We start from the raw sequence: 17,033 nt of genomic DNA, 5'->3' as shown, positions 1-17,033 counted from the left end.
ATGTCATTGATCAGTTTATCCGGTGCCTGGCTGTCATTTAGCGACGCGCCGCTGTTGGACAATACCGAGCTGCACATTGAGGACAACGAACGGGTGTGTCTGGTGGGGCGTAACGGCGCAGGGAAATCGACGCTGCTGAAAATTTTGTCCCAGGAGACGCCGCTGGATGATGGCCGGCTGGTGTATGAGCAGGATTTGATTGTCGCTCGTTTGCAGCAAGATCCGCCACGTAATGTGGCCGGCACCGTGTTCGATTTTGTTGCCGAAGGGGTGGCCGCGCAGGCCGAATACCTTAAAGCCTACCATACGGCGTTGCGCCAGGTCGGCGAAGACCCGAGCGAGAAAAACCTCAATCAACTGGCGAAAATTCAGGACGTGCTTGACCACCAGGGGTTGTGGAAGCTCGAAGACCGCATCAATGAAGTGCTGGCGCAGTTGGGGTTATCCGCGGATATGCCGCTGTCGGCGCTCTCCGGTGGCTGGTTGCGTAAGGCCGCGCTCGGCCGGGCGCTGGTGAGCGGCCCTCGGGTGTTGTTGCTTGATGAGCCGACCAACCATCTGGATATCGAAACCATCGACTGGCTGGAAGGATTCCTGAAGGCGTTTTCCGGCAGTATCGTGTTTATCTCCCATGACCGCTCTTTTATCCGCAACATGGCGACCCGGATTGTCGATTTGGATCGCGGCAAGCTGGTCTCCTGGCCGGGTAACTATGACACCTATTTGGCCGGTAAAGAGGAAGCGCTGCGGGTCGAAGAGTTACAGAATGCGGAGTTCGACCGCAAGCTGGCGCAGGAAGAGGTGTGGATCCGCCAGGGCATCAAGGCGCGGCGTACCCGTAACGAAGGGCGGGTGCGGGCGCTCAAGGCGATGCGTCAGGAGCGTGCCGAGCGCCGTGAAGTGATGGGTTCAGCCAAAATGCAGGTAGAAGAGGCCGCGCGATCCGGCAAAATCGTCTTTGAGCTGGAAGACGTTCACTATCAGGTGGCGGGCAAGACGCTGGTGTCCGGCTTTTCGGCACAGGTACAGCGTAGCGATAAAATCGCGCTGGTGGGGCCGAACGGCTGTGGAAAAACCACCTTGCTGAAGCTGATGCTGGGGCAACTGGCCGCCAGCGCCGGACGTATCCACTGTGGCACCAAACTGGAAGTGGCTTATTTCGATCAACACCGTGCCGAGCTGGACCCGGACAAAACGGTGATGGATAACCTGGCCGAAGGCAAACAGGAAGTGATGGTTAATGGCCGCTCGCGCCATGTGCTGGGCTATTTGCAAGACTTTCTGTTTCACCCGAAACGCGCCATGACACCGGTCAGGGCATTATCCGGTGGGGAGCGCAACCGCCTGTTGCTGGCGCGTTTGTTCCTTAAACCCAGCAACCTGCTGATTCTTGATGAACCGACCAACGATCTGGATGTGGAAACGCTGGAACTGCTGGAAGAGTTACTGGAAAGCTACCAGGGTACGGTGCTGCTGGTCAGCCATGATCGTCAGTTCGTCGATAACAGTGTTACCGAGTGCTGGATTTTCGAAGGCAATGGCGTGATTGGCCGCTATGTTGGCGGTTACTATGACGCACAGCAACAGCGTGCCGCCTCGGCAGCGCAACGCAGCGCGACGAGCGCGCCAAAAGAGCCTGCTGTGCCGTCGGCAACTCTGGCCAGCGCATCAAGCGCCAAGCGCACTGGCGGGAAACTCAGTTATAACCAACAGCGTGAGCTTGAGCAGTTGCCACAACAGATTGAGGCGCTGGAGCAAGAGATTGAGCGCCTGCAACAGCAAATGAACGACCCGGCGTTTTTCTCTCGCACGCATGATGAAACGCAGCCGGTACTCAATGCACTGGCCACGGCAGAACAACAGCTGGAAAGCTGCTTTGAGCGTTGGGAAACGCTGGAAGCCCAGAAAAACGCTTAGGTACGAGGCAGGCGCTAGAGTGTCGCCTGCCTGCGGTGTTTCTGGGTGTGAAGGGCTGCGCTGAGACGAGGGTTGTCTGCTCAGCGCAGCGTCATGCTTTTGTGTCTCAGTCAGGCCACCCGGAGGCGGCGAATGTGTGGACATCATCACCACTATGACCGGCATATGCTGTGCCCGCACTGTGACCTGCTGCTGGAACTGCCTTCGTTACAGGATGGCCAGCGTGCGGTGTGTCCGCGCTGTCATGCGGTGTTATCCAGTCGCCAGCGTGAGCCGCGCTGGCGGCCTGCCAGTTTTGCTTTCAGTACATTGATAATGTTGCTGTTATCAATGCTATTTCCGTTTGTTTCCATGACCGTCGCCGGTATTCGCAGCGAAATTACGCTGCTGGAAATTCCACGGGTGATGGTGGCGGAAAGCTACGCCAGTGTGGCGACGCTGTTTTTGTTGTTTGTGCAACTGATACCGGCGTGCTCAATGCTGATGATGGCGCTGTTATGCCTGCGCGTGCCGTTATCTACCGGTATCAAGCGCTCTTTTACCAAGGTGCTCTTCCAGTTGAAAAGCTGGGGGATGGCGGAAATTTTTCTCGCCGGTGTGCTGGTCAGTTTCGTCAAACTGATGGCGTACGGTGATATCGGCATTGGTGCCAGTTTTATTCCCTATATCGTCTTTTGTCTGTTGCAATTACTGGCTTTTCAGAGCCTGGATCGCCGCTGGCTATGGGATGATGTCGCCCCGCCGCCGCCGATGCCTGCCGGGCTGGTTTGCGGTGAGAGCGGGATGTCGCAGGGGGTGCGTGCATGTGCCTGTTGCCGTGCGATTTTACCTGCGGATGAACACCGCTGCCCGCGCTGTCACCGTCATGGCCATGTGCGTCGGCGGCATAGCCTGCAATGGACACTGGCGCTGCTGCTGACCTCGGTGCTGCTGTATGTGCCAGCCAATATTATGCCGATTATGGTGACAGAAGCGCTCGGCCATAGCGTGACATCCACCATCATGTCCGGGGTTATTTTGCTCTGGGAGAGTGGTTCATGGCCGGTTGCGCTGGTGATTTTTATTGCCAGCATCATGGTGCCTTCGTTGAAAATGCTGGCACTGGGTTGGCTGTGCTGGCGCGCGCGTGGCCCCCATCGGCACGATGCTGCGCGCCTGCACCAGTTATATGAGATGGTTGAGTTTGTCGGCCGCTGGTCGATGATTGACGTATTCGTGATTGCCGTACTGTCAGCGATGGTACGAATGGGGCGACTGATGAGTATTTATCCGGCTATTGGCGCAGTGCTTTTTGCCAGTGTTGTCATTTTGACCATGATTGCCGCGATGGCCTTTGATCCCCGTCTGCTGTGGGACAGTCATCACGAACAGGGAGAGGAGTATGGCGTTGACCAAGACTAATCAAACGACAGCACAGGTGGAAAGCATTACACGCTGGTCACCGGTGTGGATTGTGCCGATTGTCACGGTACTGATAGGGGCCTGGATTTTGTTTTACCATATCAGCCATCAGGGGCCGGAAATTACGCTGACGACGCGCAGTGCCGAAGGCATTGAGGCGGGGAAAACCACCATTAAAAGCCGCAGTGTCAATGTCGGGGTGGTTGAGAACGTCAGGTTAAGCGATGACCTGCAACAGGTGGAGATTAAAGCCCGTCTGAACGAAGGCATGGAGAAGTTGCTGGGCAAAGATTCCGCATTCTGGGTGGTTAAACCCCAGATAGGCCGCGAGGGGGTATCGGGGCTCGGCACCCTGCTTTCCGGCGCGTTCATCGAGTTGCAGCCAGGGGCGGGCAAGCAAGAGAGTCGGGCGTTTCAGTTGCTGGACTCCCCGCCGCTGGCCTCGCCGGATGCGAAAGGTATTCGCATTATGCTTAACAGCGAACAGTCCGGCCAGTTAAACGCCGGTGACCCGGTGCTGTTTCGTGGGTTTCGCGTTGGGTCGGTGGAAACCAGCCATTTCGACCCGGTTGCCCGCAAGATGCGTTATCAGGTGTTTATCGCCGCGCCTTACGACCCGCTGGTGACCGCCAATGTGCGCTTTTGGAAAGACAGCGGTGTGGCGCTGAATCTCTCGGCGCAGGGGATGCGAGTGGAGATGGGGTCGCTGAGTACCTTACTCAGTGGCGGGGTGAGCTTTGATGTGCCCGCTGGCTGGGAGGCGGGGAAACCGGCTCAGGAGCGTGATGAATACCTGTTGTTTGATAACCAAACCAGTATTCAGGATTCACTCTACACCGATTATAAAGAGTACCTGCTGTTCTTCGATGAGTCAGTGCGCGGATTACAGGTAGGCGCGCCGGTCGAGTTTCGCGGTATCCGGCTGGGGAGTGTTGCCGAGGTGCCCTTCTTCCCGCATAACCTGCCGCAGAGTTTTGACAGTGATTACCGTATTCCGGTGTTGATCCGTATTGAGCCTGGTCGCCTCACACAGGGGCTGCGCGATCGGATGGACGTTGCGCAAGAGCTGAGTAAAGGGGCGATATCGGGCCTGAGAGCATCAATGAAAACCGCCAATCTGTTGACCGGCGCACTCTATGTGGATCTTGATTTTTATCCGCAGCAAAAAGGTCGGGCTTTGCCGATAGCGTCAATGGATGGCTACCCGGTGCTGCCGACAGTCAACGGTGGGTTAACGCAAATTCAGCAAAAGCTGATGTCTGTGCTGGATAAAATCAATGGGTTGCCGTTAAACCCGATGGTAGAGCAGGCGACCAAAACCCTGTCGCAAAGCCAGACGACCTTGCATGAATTGCAAACAGCGCTGACCTCGCTCAATACCCTGATGCGCAGCGACGCCATGCAACAACTGCCGCAAGACATGCAGCGCACGCTGCGTGAGTTGAACCAGAGCCTGCAAGGTGTGCAACCGGGTTCCCCGGCGTATAACCGCATGGTGGCTGATATGCAGCGGTTGGATCAGACACTGCGTGAATTACAGCCGCTGCTGCGCACGCTGAATGATAAAAGTAATGCCCTGATTTTCGAGGCACCCGGTGCCCAGGATCCTCAGCCGAAGAAGGCGAAACCATGATGAAGGTGAAAGGCATAATGAAAGGATGGCCGTTGTGGCTGGTGCTGGTGCTGGGAGCCTGTTCCAGCCCACAGAAGGTTTTCTATCAGCTCCCTGTTCCGGCAGTGGCGCAACATAGCCACGCATCGGTAACGCAAGCCGAAGGGCGGCAATTATGGGTGGCTCCCGTGATGCTGGCTGATGCGCTGGCGGGCAATGGCCTGGTGTTTCAGACTTCGCCGGTGCGTTACACCATGGCCACGAATAACCTCTGGGCGAGCCCGCTTGACCAGCAGTTACAACAGGCGCTGGTGACATCGTTGCGTAGCGGCTTGGCCGGATGGCATGTTTTTACCAGCGGGCCGGTAACGAAAAATACCGCCAGCCTGCGCGTGAATGTGACGGCATTTCAGGGGCGCTTTGACGGGCACGCCGTGATTCAGGGCGAGTGGGTGCTGCAAGATAACCAGCGTGTGATAACCCAGCCGTTTGCTCAGGAGGTCGCCCTGCGTGACGATGGTTATGATGCGCTGGTCGGCGCACTGGCGACAGGCTGGCAACAGGTGGCGCAGTCCGTGCTGCGGCAGGTAAAAACGGCAGATTGACCGGGCGCGTTTATCGCGTCTGATGGCAATAAAAATCTCTGGATGGCAGTTGTGTCACCGTCACACGGTGACGGTAATCGGTGTTCAGAGATTTTGTTTTATGCTCAGCCGATTAGGTTGAAAAAAACCGCTCCGCCACGGAAAAACCCCCCGTGTGGCTCACAAATATGACAATTTCGTGAATTCTATCGCTTGATCTTCACGGCCGAAATGACTATTCATTAAAGAGTGGTTGCATGAAAAGTAACCACTGGTTTCTTTCCACCAGCGTCAAAATGAGGGAAACAAGGCATGAAGAGACAAAAAAGAGATCGTTTGGCACGGGCACATTCACGGGGTTATCAGGCAGGCATTATTGGTCGGCCCAAGGAACTCTGTCCCTATCAATCTATCGATGCCCGCTCTAACTGGTTGGGAGGCTGGCGGCAAGCCATGGAAGACAGGGCAGTGATTGCCTGACGCTGTCTTTGAAAAAGGAATAACCTCCGCGTCTGCGGAGGTTTTCGTTTCTGAGGCGGGAAAAACCGCTATCCGTGGTGAAGCATAAAGAACAGCGGTTAAATGGCAAGCGCTCTGGCTGACTGCAACCGGCATTCTGCCGCTTGTGCCAGCGAATCGAGCAACTGCTCGCTGTCTTGCCATCCCAGACAGGCATCGGTCACGGATTGGCCGTAGGTAAGCGGTTCTGACGGGCGCAGCGGCTGTGCCCCTTCGAGCAGAAAACTCTCCACCATTACACCTGCAATCGCCTGGCTGCCAGTGCGCATCTGCTCACCGATGGATGCTGCAACGTTTAACTGACGTTTGAACTGCTTTTGGCTGTTACCGTGGCTAAAATCGACCACCAGCCGTTCCGGCAGCGCAAACTCGCGTAAGGCAAGGCAGGCATGGGCGAGGTGTTCGGCCTCATAATTCGGTGTTTTTCCACCGCGCAGAATGATGTGGCCAAATGGATTACCGTGCGTCTGGTAGACCGTCATATGGCCATGTTTGTCCGGCGACAGAAACATATGACGCGCCCTGGCTGCCCGGATAGCGTCGATGGCAATACGCACATTACCGTCGGTGCCGTTTTTAAAGCCGACCGGGCAAGAGAGCGCAGAGGCCATTTCCCGGTGGATTTGGCTTTCGGTGGTGCGGGCTCCGATGGCTCCCCAGCTAATGGTGTCGGCGATATACTGACCGGTGACGATATCGAGAAACTCGGTGGCGGTTGGCAGGCCTAGCGCGTTGATATCGAGCAGTAGCCGGCGTGCCTGTCTCAGGCCTTCGTTAACCTGAAAGCTGCCATCCAGTTGCGGGTCGGCAATTAACCCTTTCCAGCCCACCACCGTGCGGGGTTTCTCAAAATAAGTACGCATCACAATTTCCAGCTGTGACTGGTAACGGCTGCGTAAGCTTGCCAGCCGGGTGGCGTACTCTCTGGCGCTATCGGAGTGGTGAATCGAGCAAGGCCCGATTATGACCAGCAAACGGTTATCCTGGCCGGAAAGAATGTGTTCTATGCGGGTGCGGGCGGTGACGACGGTCTGTGCGATTGACGATGTCAAAGGCAGTTCACTCAACAATTCGTGGGGTGTCATCAGGCGTGTCAGCCGTTCGCTGCGCAGCTCATCAGTGGAGTGCATGTGTTATCTCTGAATGTGCATGAAGCTTGCCGTAAGAGGCGGGCTTTGAGTCAATACCTGTCAGGTATGGCCCCATGACACTGTGGTGTCTGATGAGGCGCTTGTTCCGGCTTGTGGCATAACGCGCCAGACCAACCTGACTGCGATGGACGATAGTTTACCAGACAATCCATTGGCCTGGGGTGCTAAATAACCGTTAATACATACGCCGATTGATTCCCATCAGGTCGATAATGCGGGCAGAAATCTCTTCGACAGAATAATTGGTGGTGTTGATGTAGCTAATCTGGTGGCGGCGAAACAGCGATTCCACTTCATTAAGTTCCATGCGGCACTGACGTAACGAGGCATAACGGCTGTTGCCACGCCGTTCTTCGCGGATGGCGGCTAGCCGCTCGGCGTCAATCGTCAGGCCAAACAACTTTTGTTGATAGGGTTTAAGTGCCGCAGGCAGCGACAGGTTATCCATGTCGTCGGCCGTGAACGGGTAGTTGGCAGCACGAATGCCGAACTGCATCGCCAGATACAGGCTGGTTGGGGTTTTACCACAGCGCGATACGCCCAGCAGAATAACCTGTGCCTGATCGAGATTACGCAATGAAATGCCGTCATCATGCGCCAGCGTGTAATCGATAGCGGCAATACGTGCATCATATTTGGTCAGGTTGCTGGCCGTCAGCCCGTGCGTGCGGTTGGCGACCGGCATTGGTGCGACGCTCAGCTCCTGCTGCAAGGGGGCCACCAGCGCTTGTACGATGTCCTGACAGAAGCCCTCGCTGTGGGTAATGATATCGCGGATAGCGGGCGTGACGATGGAGTAAAACACCAGCGGGCGAACGCCACTCTGGCGATAGAGCTCGTCGATTTGCTCGCGTACGGCATTTGCCCGGACTTCATTATCAACAAACGGCAGCGTATGGCTGACGGTGTTGACAGGAAACTGTGACATCACCGCATGGCCCAGCACTTCTGCGGTGATGGCCGTACCATCAGAGACATAGAATACGTTTCTTGCCATACCGATTTCTTTTTCCATATTGGGCTCTCTTTCCATACCCGCTCCTTAGCGACCTGCGTTGACGATAGACACTCTTTGTGCCGAAAATTCGCTGCTTTATCGAATTTTTATTGAAACATCATTTCAATATCTTTCTGATTAAGATGCCTTTATTGAGCAATATTGTTTTTTTTATGGCTTTTGGCAATCACTGTCTGTCAATTGTGTTTTTTTCACCAGGTTGATCGATTCACCTTTCCGGTCTTTGAGATAGCCTGTGCTACGCTCGTAGAGCCGGTGTCGTTTCCGGCGCGATATTTCACGTCTTAATTCTTTACACCCTAACTGTAAGCAAAAAGGATTATTTTCGATGTCTAATAACGGCCCTGATATGCGTCATGTCCTGTGGTACAACCAGCTCGGTATGCATGACGTTGAGCGAGTGGGGGGGAAAAATGCCTCTCTGGGGGAGATGATCACCAATCTGTCGGAACTGGGGGTGTCGGTTCCGAATGGGTTTGCTACAACGGCACAGGCGTTTAATGACTTTCTCAACCAAAGCGGCATTAATCAGCGTATCTACGCACTGCTGGACACCATCGATGTTGACGATGTTAGCCAGCTTGCCAAAGCCGGTACCACCATCCGCCAGTGGATAATCGACACGCCTTTCCAGCCCGAGCTGGAGCAGGCGATTCGCGCGGCCTATCAACAACTGGCTGACGGTGAGCCGCAGGCGTCTTTTGCCGTGCGTTCATCAGCGACCGCAGAAGACATGCCGGATGCCTCGTTTGCTGGTCAGCAGGAAACCTTCCTCAATGTTCAGGGTATTGATGCCGTGATGGTGGCGGTAAAACATGTGTTTGCGTCACTGTTTAACGATCGCGCTATCTCGTATCGTGTCCATCAGGGGTATGACCATCGCGGTGTCGCTCTTAGTGCCGGTGTGCAACGCATGGTGCGCTCGGATCTGGCCTCGTCGGGTGTGATGTTCACGATTGATACCGAATCCGGCTTCGATCAGGTGGTGTTCATTACGTCTGCCTGGGGACTCGGTGAAATGGTGGTGCAGGGGGCCGTGAACCCCGATGAGTTCTACGTGCATAAGCCGACATTGCTGGCAGGACGGCCTGCGGTTGTGCGCCGCAATATGGGCTCGAAGAAGATTCGCATGGTGTACGCGGCCAGTCAGGAGCATGGCAAGCAGGTGCGGGTGGAAGAGGTGGCGGACGCCGAGCGCAGCCGTTTCAGCCTGAGCGATGACGAGGTTCAGGCGCTGGCGCATCAGGCGTTGCTGATTGAGAAACATTATGGCCGTCCGATGGATATCGAATGGGCCAAAGATGGTCACACCGGCAAGCTGTATATCGTGCAGGCGCGGCCGGAAACCGTGCGCTCGAACGGGCAGGTGATGGAGCGTTACCATCTGGTGGCTTCAGGCGAGGTGCGCGCAGAAGGGCGGGCGATAGGTCACCGCATTGGGGCAGGTGAGGTGAAAATTATCAATGACATCAGCGAAATGCACCGGGTGAATGCCGGGGATGTGCTGGTCACCGACATGACTGACCCCGACTGGGAACCCATCATGAAAAAAGCCGCCGCTATCGTCACTAACCGCGGTGGACGTACCTGCCATGCGGCTATTATCGCCCGTGAACTCGGTATTCCTGCGGTAGTGGGATGCGGTGATGCCACCGAGCGCCTGAGTAATGGCGAGAAAGTGACGGTATCGTGCGCCGAAGGGGATACCGGTTATGTGTATCAAGGCATGCTGGATTTCACGGTCAACAGCTCGCAGGTGGATACCCTGCCGCCGTTGCCGCTGAAAATCATGATGAACGTGGGCAATCCAGACAGAGCCTTCGATTTTGCCTGTCTGCCAAATGAAGGCGTGGGGCTGGCGCGGCTGGAGTTCATCATCAACCGCATGATTGGTGTGCATCCGCGCGCGTTACTGGAGTTCGATGCCCAGACGCCGGAATTGCAGCGTGAAATTCGCAGCCTCATGCAAGGCTATGACTCGCCCGTCGAGTTTTATATCGAGCGCCTCAAAGAGGGCATGGCCACGCTGGCAGCCGCCTTCTGGCCGAAACGGGTGATTGTGCGCCTGTCGGATTTTAAGTCTAACGAGTATGCCAACCTGCTTGGCGGCAGCCGCTATGAGCCGCATGAAGAGAACCCGATGCTGGGCTTTCGGGGTGCCGGGCGTTATGTCTCGCCGGATTTCCGTGCCTGCTTTGCGCTGGAGTGTGAGGCGGTGAAACGGGTTCGTAACCTGATGGGCCTGACCAACGTTGAAGTGATGATCCCGTTTGTGCGCACGGTGGCGCAGGCGAAGGCGGTGGTTGATGAGCTGGCGAGTCAGGGGCTCAAGCGTGGCGAGAACGGTCTTAAGATCATTATGATGTGCGAGATCCCGTCCAATGCACTGCTGGCCGATGCGTTTCTTGAGCACTTCGATGGCTTCTCAATAGGCTCAAATGACATGACGCAGTTAACGCTTGGGCTCGATCGTGATTCCGGCGTGGTGTCGTCACTGTTTGATGAACGTAATGATGCGGTGAAGGCGCTGCTGTCAATGGCGATTCAGGCGGCTAAACGCCACGGCAAATATGTCGGAATTTGCGGGCAGGGGCCGTCCGATCATGAAGATTTCGCCGCCTGGTTGATGGATGAAGGCATTGATAGCCTGTCACTGAACCCGGATACCGTGGTGCAGACCTGGCTGAATCTGGCTCAAAAACAGTAATCAGCAGGCGGTATGCCTGTAAACGCCCGGCGTCCTGGATGCCGGGCGTTTTTTATTGCGACCAGTGATCCGGTTAGGATGGCAATCGGAGCCTTACCGCTGACAGCGAAATGGCATCATCAGGTGGACGGTAGGGTGAAACACCGATGGTGTGACAGGGGGTATCAGAAAACGAGGGATAAAAAAAAGCCCACCTTAGGGGATGGGCAAAGACTACACACAGCAATTCGTTACTCGTTCTGACGAGGAAAAACCTCACTGACAAACATTACGTTGGCAATAGCTCTGGGTTGAATAGTAGGTTTTGGCGCACGGAGAGTCATTAGGAATCATCCTAATGGTTAATTATTATTGAATAATACATTTGCCAGAGAAGAATTTTAATCGACCAAAGCGATCTTGTGTCGAGTTTATTGCCGCATATTGCAGGTTATTAATGAGATTTTTCTTAAAATGATAAGAATGTCTTACGTATTTGATGCTCCCGGCGGAAGGCTCACCGGGAGTGATCGTGATAATCAGGATTTTCGGGTGGGTGCGGTTAGTGCGCTGATGGGTGGTGGCTCAGGGGCATCCTTCATCCAGGCGGAGAGCAGGCGATAAGAGACGGCCAGCACCACCGGGCCAATAAACAGCCCTATCATGCCAAATGCCAGCAACCCGCCAATCACGCCGGAGAGAATCAGCAGCATCGGTAAGTCGGCACCCATGCGGATCAATAATGGGCGGATGACGTTATCCAGCGTTCCCACCACACAGCTCCAGATAAGCAACACGGTTCCCCAACTGGTGTCTCCGCTCCAGTACAGCCAGATTATCGCCGGTATCAGCACGACCAGTGGTCCGAGTTGTGCCACGCAAGACAGGAACATCAATACCGTTAACAGCGTGGTGTAAGGAATTCCGGCCAGCGCGAGACCAATGCCGCCCAGAACTGACTGCACGATTGCCGTGACCACCACGCCCAGTGCCACCGCGCGGATAGCCTGACCGGCCAGAATGACGGCTGAATCGCCCCCTTTGCGCCCCAGCCGAATGGCAAAGCGCCGCACGCCTAAAGCGACCTGATCCCCTTTGCTATACAGCAGAATGCTAAATAGCACCATCAGGGCGCAGTGCATCAGAAAGCGGCCGATATGGGCAGCCTGTGCCACAACCCAGGCCGCAGTCTGGCCAATATAAGGCTGCACTTTGGCCATTAATGCCGGGCCGCTACTGTGCGCCAGCGAGTGCCAACTGCTGTGTAACTTGGCCCCCACCAGCGGAATGGCGTTCAGCCAGTCAAGGGCGGGGGGCGTCAGGCGGTCTTGTTGGTTTATCCAGGTAATCAGGTTAGAGGCGTTATCGATAACACTGCTAACCAGAATCGAGGTAGGGATGACAAACAGCAGCACCAGCAGCAGAGTCATCACAATGACTGCCAGTGCGCGATATCCCCAGAGTATTTGCTGTAGACGAATCAATAGTGGCCAGGTGGCAATCACCACCATGCTGGCCCAGGCAAACCCGAGAATAAAGGGCTGTACAACCCAGAAGCAGGCAATAATCAGAATGCCAATGAATAACAGACTAAACAGGATCCGCGCCAGGTCGAACCGCTGTGACTGAGATGGTTTCATCAAGAGCGATTACCTCATTCAGGAACAGGCTTAATAAAAAATGATGAAAACAAGGCGACCTGCGCTGATGCGGCTGGCACCCGATGGCAGGACGGCCTCAATCATGCGTGATTTTCAACACTTTGCACAGTGATACCGTAAAGCTCCCGGCAGCATGGTGTGCGATGGTCTATTTGCATGGCGACAACAGCACTAAGTTTTTGTTATCCACTAACGCACAGGCCCGCGAAATATGATAAAACGAGATAGCCTCAGGCAGCCAATGCGCGGCCTGGATGGCATGTATCGTAATTAGGCAAACACCTCTCGCACGGACAGGGTCAACACATAATGATCCCACAGATCACACACGCACCGGGCATCGTTCAACCGGTGCTGAGCTTTTTGGAAGCATTGAAGCAGCAAGGTTTTACCGGCGATACCGCCACCAATTATGCCGATCGCCTGACGATGGCGACGGACAACAGCATTTATCAGTTATTGCCAGATGCGGTGGTTTTCCCGCGCTCAACCGCTGATGTGGCGTTGCTGGCGCGTTTGGCTGGCGAAGCACCGTTTCGTGAGCTGGTGTTTACCCCGCGAGGCGGCGGCACCGGCACCAACGGCCAGGCCCTCAACCAGGGCATTGTGGTGGACATGTCCCGCTACATGAACCGTATTCTGGAAATCAACCCGGAACAAGGCTGGGTACGGGTGGAAGCCGGGGTGATAAAAGACCAGCTCAATCAGTACCTGAAACCGTTTGGCTATTTCTTCTCACCGGAACTCTCTACCAGTAACCGCGCCACGCTGGGCGGCATGATCAATACCGATGCCTCCGGGCAAGGGTCGCTGGTATACGGCAAAACCTCAGACCATGTGCTGGGGCTGCGTGCCGTGCTGCTGGGCGGCGAGCTGTTAGATACGCAGGCGATGCCGGTCGCGCTGGCAGAACAACTGGCGCAGGATGACTCGCCCATTGGCCGTATCTACCACACCGTGTTGCACCGTTGCCGCGAGCAACGCGCGCGTATTATCGAAAAATTCCCCAAACTGAACCGTTTCCTGACCGGTTATGACCTGCGCCATGTGTTCAGCGATGATATGCAATCGTTTGACCTGACGCGAATTCTTACCGGTGCCGAGGGCACGCTGGCGTTTATCACCGAAGCGAAGCTCGACATTACGCCACTGCCTAAGGTGCGGCGACTGGTCAACGTCAAGTATGACTCGTTTGACTCTGCGCTGCGTAGCGCGCCGTTTATGGTGGAAGCCCGCGCGCTTTCGGTAGAAACGGTGGACTCAAAAGTGCTCAATCTGGCGCGTGAAGACATCGTCTGGCATTCCGTCAGTGAACTGATTACCGATGTGCCGGGCGAGGAGATGCTGGGGCTGAATATCGTTGAGTTTGCCGGCGACGATGAGGCCCTGATAGATGGGCAGGTCGGCGCGCTGTGCGAACGTCTTGACGGGCTGCTGGCTGCCCGTCAAGCCGGGGTGATTGGTTATCAGGTGTGCCGTGATTTGGCTGGCATTGAGCGCATTTATGCGATGCGTAAAAAAGCGGTCGGGTTGCTCGGTAACAGCAAAGGTCAGGCCAAACCTATTCCGTTTGCTGAGGATACCTGCGTGCCGCCGCACCATCTGGCGGATTATATTGTCGAGTTTCGCGCCTTGCTCGATAGCCACAACCTGAGTTACGGCATGTTCGGCCATGTGGATGCGGGCGTGCTGCATGTTCGCCCGGCGCTCGATATGTGCGACCCGCAGCAGGAAATGCTGATGAAGCAACTCTCTGATGAGATAGTGGCGCTGACCGCTAAATACGGTGGCTTGCTGTGGGGCGAACACGGTAAGGGGTTTCGCGCAGAGTATAGCCCGGCGTTTTTCGGGCCTGAATTGTATGATGAATTGCGTCGGGTTAAGGCTGCCTTTGACCCGGACAATCGCCTCAATCCCGGCAAGATTTGCGCACCGTTTGGCCTTGATGCACCGATGATGCGGGTCGATGCGGTTAAACGTGGCACTTATGATCGCCAAATCCCACTGGCGGTGCGTACTGCCTATCGTGGGGCGATGGAGTGTAATGGTAACGGGCTGTGCTTCAACTTTGACACCCGCAGCCCGATGTGCCCTTCAATGAAAATTACCGGCGATCGCATTCATTCACCCAAAGGGCGCGCCACACTGGTGCGCGAGTGGTTGCGGCTGCTGTCAGAACAAGGCGCTGACCCGCTGGTACTGGAAAAAGCGTTAGCGCAGCCGCGCGTCAGTTTGCGTGATATGATTGCGAAAACCCGCAATACGCTGGCGGCACAGCGCGGAGAGTATGATTTCTCTCATGAAGTGAAAGAGGCGATGTCGGGCTGTCTGGCCTGCAAAGCCTGCTCTACGCAGTGCCCGATTAAAATCGATGTACCGGGGTTCCGCGCCCGTTTCCTGCAACTCTACCACACCCGCTATTTGCGCCCGGTGCGCGATCATTTGGTTGCCGGGGTGGAGAGCTATGCGCCATTGATGGCGCGCAGCCCGAAAACATTCAACTTTTTTCTGCGTCAGCCCTGGATCAATGCGATAAGCCGCACGCAAATCGGCATGGTGGATTTACCGCTGCTTTCTGCCCCGTCGCTGCGCCAGCAGTTTGTTGGCCACCGCGCAATGGCCACTACGCTTGAGCAACTGGAACAGATGTCTGCTGCCGAGCGCGCTGACCATGTGCTCATCGTGCAAGACCCGTTTACCAGCTATTACGATGCACAGGTGGTTGCCGATTTTATCCGGCTGGTGGAAAAACTCGGGCTGCGGCCAGTGCTGCTGCCGTTCTCTCCCAACGGTAAGCCCCAGCACATTAAAGGGTTTTTACAGCGTTTTGCCAAAACGGCCACGAAAACGGCGGCTTTCCTCAATCGGGTAGCGCGTCTTGGCTTGCCCATGGTGGGGGTCGATCCGGCACTGGTGTTGTGTTATCGCGATGAATACCGTGAAGTGCTGGGGGATAAGCGCGGCGATTTTCAGGTGCACCTGGTGCACGAGTGGTTAAGCGGCGTGATAACCAAACGTGACGATGTCGCTGAGGCATTACGCGGTGAGGCCTGGTATCTGTTTGGTCACTGTACGGAAACCACGGCCTTACCCGCCAGCACACAGCAATGGGCGGCGATTTTTGCCCATTTTGGCGCACGGCTGGAAAATGTTAGCGTTGGGTGTTGCGGCATGGCCGGCACCTATGGTCATGAAACCCGTAATCTAACGCATTCAAAAGGGATCTACGCCCTGTCATGGCAACCTTCGTTGCAGCGGTTGCCTGCCGCACGTTGCCTGACGACGGGCTATTCCTGTCGCAGCCAGGTAAAACGTATGGAAGGGCGCGGGTTGAAACATCCATTGCAGGCGTTGCTGGAGCTGGTGTGATGCTGTGGAAACGTGAAACGGATATTGAGCAGTTAAATCGGATGGCGCAGGGCGGTATAGCGAGCCATATTGGCATCCGCCTGACCCGCCTGACGGATGAAACGCTGGAAGGGGTGATGCCGGTTGATAACCGTACCCGACAGCCATTTGGCTTGCTGCACGGTGGCGCATCCGTGGTGTTGGCCGAGTCATTGGGGTCGATTGCCGGTTATCTGTGCTCACAAGGTGAGCAGCGCGTGGTGGGGGTGGAGGTGAATGCCAACCACCTGCGAGCCGTGACGGAAGGCGAAGTGCGTGGCGTCTGCCGCGCGCTGCATACCGGCAAGCGTATGCAGGTCTGGCAGATTGATATTTTCGATGACCATGACCGGCTTTGTTGTACGTCGCGTTTAACGACGGCCGTGGTAACGCCGGAGTCGTAATCGTATCGGTGGTTTTCTCTCTCTCAGGCTCCCTTGGGAGCCTTGTTGAAAGCTCAGGGCATAAAAACCACACGTTGCATAAAATCGGTTTGAAATGCGGTTGCTTTGTCCCAGTGCCCCATCAGGCTGAATTGGTTGCAGATGCGCTGCAATGTCTGGCGTGCAAAATAGTAACTTTGTACCCGGAACAGGCGTTCTCGCCCTCTGCTGTTAATTTCCATAATCAGGCGCTGATGAATTCTTATCAGGCTAAACAGGTAACTGTTTTCATCTCCTTGCCTGATGCTCAGCTCGGCCATCTGTGTTCCTGTCAGGTAATAGTGCCGCAGGTCGCTCAGTTCGCTGTCATCCCGCTCAAGTGACAACTCTGCCAGATAAAACTCCATCGTGATATTGCGTAACTGACGCCGATAGTCATCAATCTGCGTCTGTAGCCAGGCGTTGAAGGAAAACATGTCCGTCACTCCAATATAAATAATAATCATTATCATATAACTGCTGTCTGCTTCACGCCATGCTTTTGATCGCTATCCTATAAAGAACATTCACGGTACGGGTGAAGGGGAAAAGCTGCCCTCATCCCTGATATCCTGTAGTGACATTTCGGAATTCATCGGCTGGATTTACGGCACCGCGACTTTTATTCTTGAGCGCTGTTTGTCGTAGTGGTTTTTCAATGTATTGATTAGTAAT

Annotated in this window: 12 protein-coding genes and 1 other RNA gene; 8 read left to right on the top strand and 5 right to left on the bottom strand. The window is 55.4% G+C overall.

Annotated elements, in window-relative coordinates; all coding sequences use genetic code 11:
- The 5 genes from DAQ1742_RS12555 to rmf all read left to right on the top strand — a co-directional run bounded on the left by DAQ1742_RS12555 (position 1) and on the right by rmf (position 5,994).
- Positions 1 to 1,917, top strand: a complete 1,917-nt coding sequence (locus DAQ1742_RS12555) for an ABC transporter ATP-binding protein (protein ID WP_035341246.1) — start codon at positions 1 to 3, stop codon at positions 1,915 to 1,917.
- 132 nt (positions 1,918 to 2,049) lie between these two features.
- Complete coding sequence (pqiA, locus tag DAQ1742_RS12550) at positions 2,050 to 3,318, top strand: membrane integrity-associated transporter subunit PqiA (protein ID WP_035341249.1); 1,269 nt, start codon at positions 2,050 to 2,052, stop codon at positions 3,316 to 3,318.
- Positions 3,299 to 4,951, top strand: a complete 1,653-nt coding sequence (pqiB, locus tag DAQ1742_RS12545; RefSeq protein WP_371327838.1) for an intermembrane transport protein PqiB — start codon at positions 3,299 to 3,301, stop codon at positions 4,949 to 4,951. The genes pqiA and pqiB overlap by 20 nt, the downstream gene beginning before the upstream one ends.
- Positions 4,952 to 4,965: 14 nt before the next feature.
- Positions 4,966 to 5,535 carry a membrane integrity-associated transporter subunit PqiC gene (gene pqiC, locus DAQ1742_RS12540; RefSeq protein ID WP_035345890.1) on the top strand — a complete coding sequence of 190 codons (570 nt, stop codon included), beginning with the start codon at positions 4,966 to 4,968 and terminating at the stop codon, positions 5,533 to 5,535.
- Between the two features lie 291 nt (positions 5,536 to 5,826).
- Positions 5,827 to 5,994, top strand: coding sequence for a ribosome modulation factor (gene rmf, locus DAQ1742_RS12535; protein WP_071604068.1), 168 nt, complete (start codon positions 5,827 to 5,829; stop codon positions 5,992 to 5,994).
- A 98-nt stretch (positions 5,995 to 6,092) separates the two neighbouring features.
- On the opposite strand, the gene DAQ1742_RS12530 is transcribed toward rmf, so the two are convergent.
- The gene (locus tag DAQ1742_RS12530) at positions 6,093 to 7,163 is read right to left on the bottom strand and encodes a 3-deoxy-7-phosphoheptulonate synthase (RefSeq protein ID WP_035341252.1); all 1,071 of its coding nucleotides are present in this window, start codon (positions 7,161 to 7,163) and stop codon (positions 6,093 to 6,095) included.
- 196 nt (positions 7,164 to 7,359) lie between these two features.
- Positions 7,360 to 8,181: a posphoenolpyruvate synthetase regulatory kinase/phosphorylase PpsR gene (gene ppsR / locus DAQ1742_RS12525; protein WP_035345891.1), complete on the bottom strand. Its 822-nt coding sequence runs from the start codon at positions 8,179 to 8,181 to the stop codon at positions 7,360 to 7,362.
- Between the two features lie 349 nt (positions 8,182 to 8,530).
- Here ppsR and ppsA point away from each other — a divergent pair, with 349 nt between their 5' ends.
- On the top strand, positions 8,531 to 10,909 hold the full coding sequence (gene ppsA, locus DAQ1742_RS12520) for a phosphoenolpyruvate synthase (protein WP_035341255.1): 2,379 nt from the start codon (positions 8,531 to 8,533) through the stop codon (positions 10,907 to 10,909).
- A 178-nt stretch (positions 10,910 to 11,087) separates the two neighbouring features.
- On the opposite strand, the gene rprA is transcribed toward ppsA, so the two are convergent.
- Together rprA and ydiK are read right to left on the bottom strand one after the other, a co-directional pair.
- Positions 11,088 to 11,198, bottom strand: an RNA gene (rprA, locus tag DAQ1742_RS12515) — antisense sRNA RprA.
- 229 nt (positions 11,199 to 11,427) lie between these two features.
- Positions 11,428 to 12,531 (bottom strand): AI-2E family transporter YdiK, encoded by a 1,104-nt coding sequence (gene ydiK / locus DAQ1742_RS12510; protein ID WP_035341257.1) that lies wholly within the window; start codon positions 12,529 to 12,531, stop codon positions 11,428 to 11,430.
- Between the two features lie 327 nt (positions 12,532 to 12,858).
- On the opposite strand from ydiK, the gene ydiJ reads away from it, so the two are divergent.
- The gene (ydiJ, locus tag DAQ1742_RS12505; RefSeq protein ID WP_035341259.1) at positions 12,859 to 15,918 is read left to right on the top strand and encodes a D-2-hydroxyglutarate dehydrogenase YdiJ; all 3,060 of its coding nucleotides are present in this window, start codon (positions 12,859 to 12,861) and stop codon (positions 15,916 to 15,918) included.
- Positions 15,918 to 16,340: a hotdog fold thioesterase gene (locus DAQ1742_RS12500; RefSeq protein ID WP_035341261.1), complete on the top strand. Its 423-nt coding sequence runs from the start codon at positions 15,918 to 15,920 to the stop codon at positions 16,338 to 16,340. The genes ydiJ and DAQ1742_RS12500 overlap by 1 nt, the downstream gene beginning before the upstream one ends.
- A 53-nt stretch (positions 16,341 to 16,393) precedes the next feature.
- On the opposite strand, the gene DAQ1742_RS12495 is transcribed toward DAQ1742_RS12500, so the two are convergent.
- Positions 16,394 to 16,795 carry a hypothetical protein gene (locus DAQ1742_RS12495; RefSeq protein ID WP_035345893.1) on the bottom strand — a complete coding sequence of 134 codons (402 nt, stop codon included), beginning with the start codon at positions 16,793 to 16,795 and terminating at the stop codon, positions 16,394 to 16,396.
- Positions 16,796 to 17,033 lie beyond the last annotated feature (238 nt).

The organism is Dickeya aquatica, from assembly GCF_900095885.1.
GTDB classification, from domain to species: Bacteria; Pseudomonadota; Gammaproteobacteria; order Enterobacterales; family Enterobacteriaceae; genus Dickeya; species Dickeya aquatica.
The sequence above is the reverse complement of the archived record's forward strand: the minus strand, read 5'-3'. Positions and strand labels throughout refer to the sequence as shown.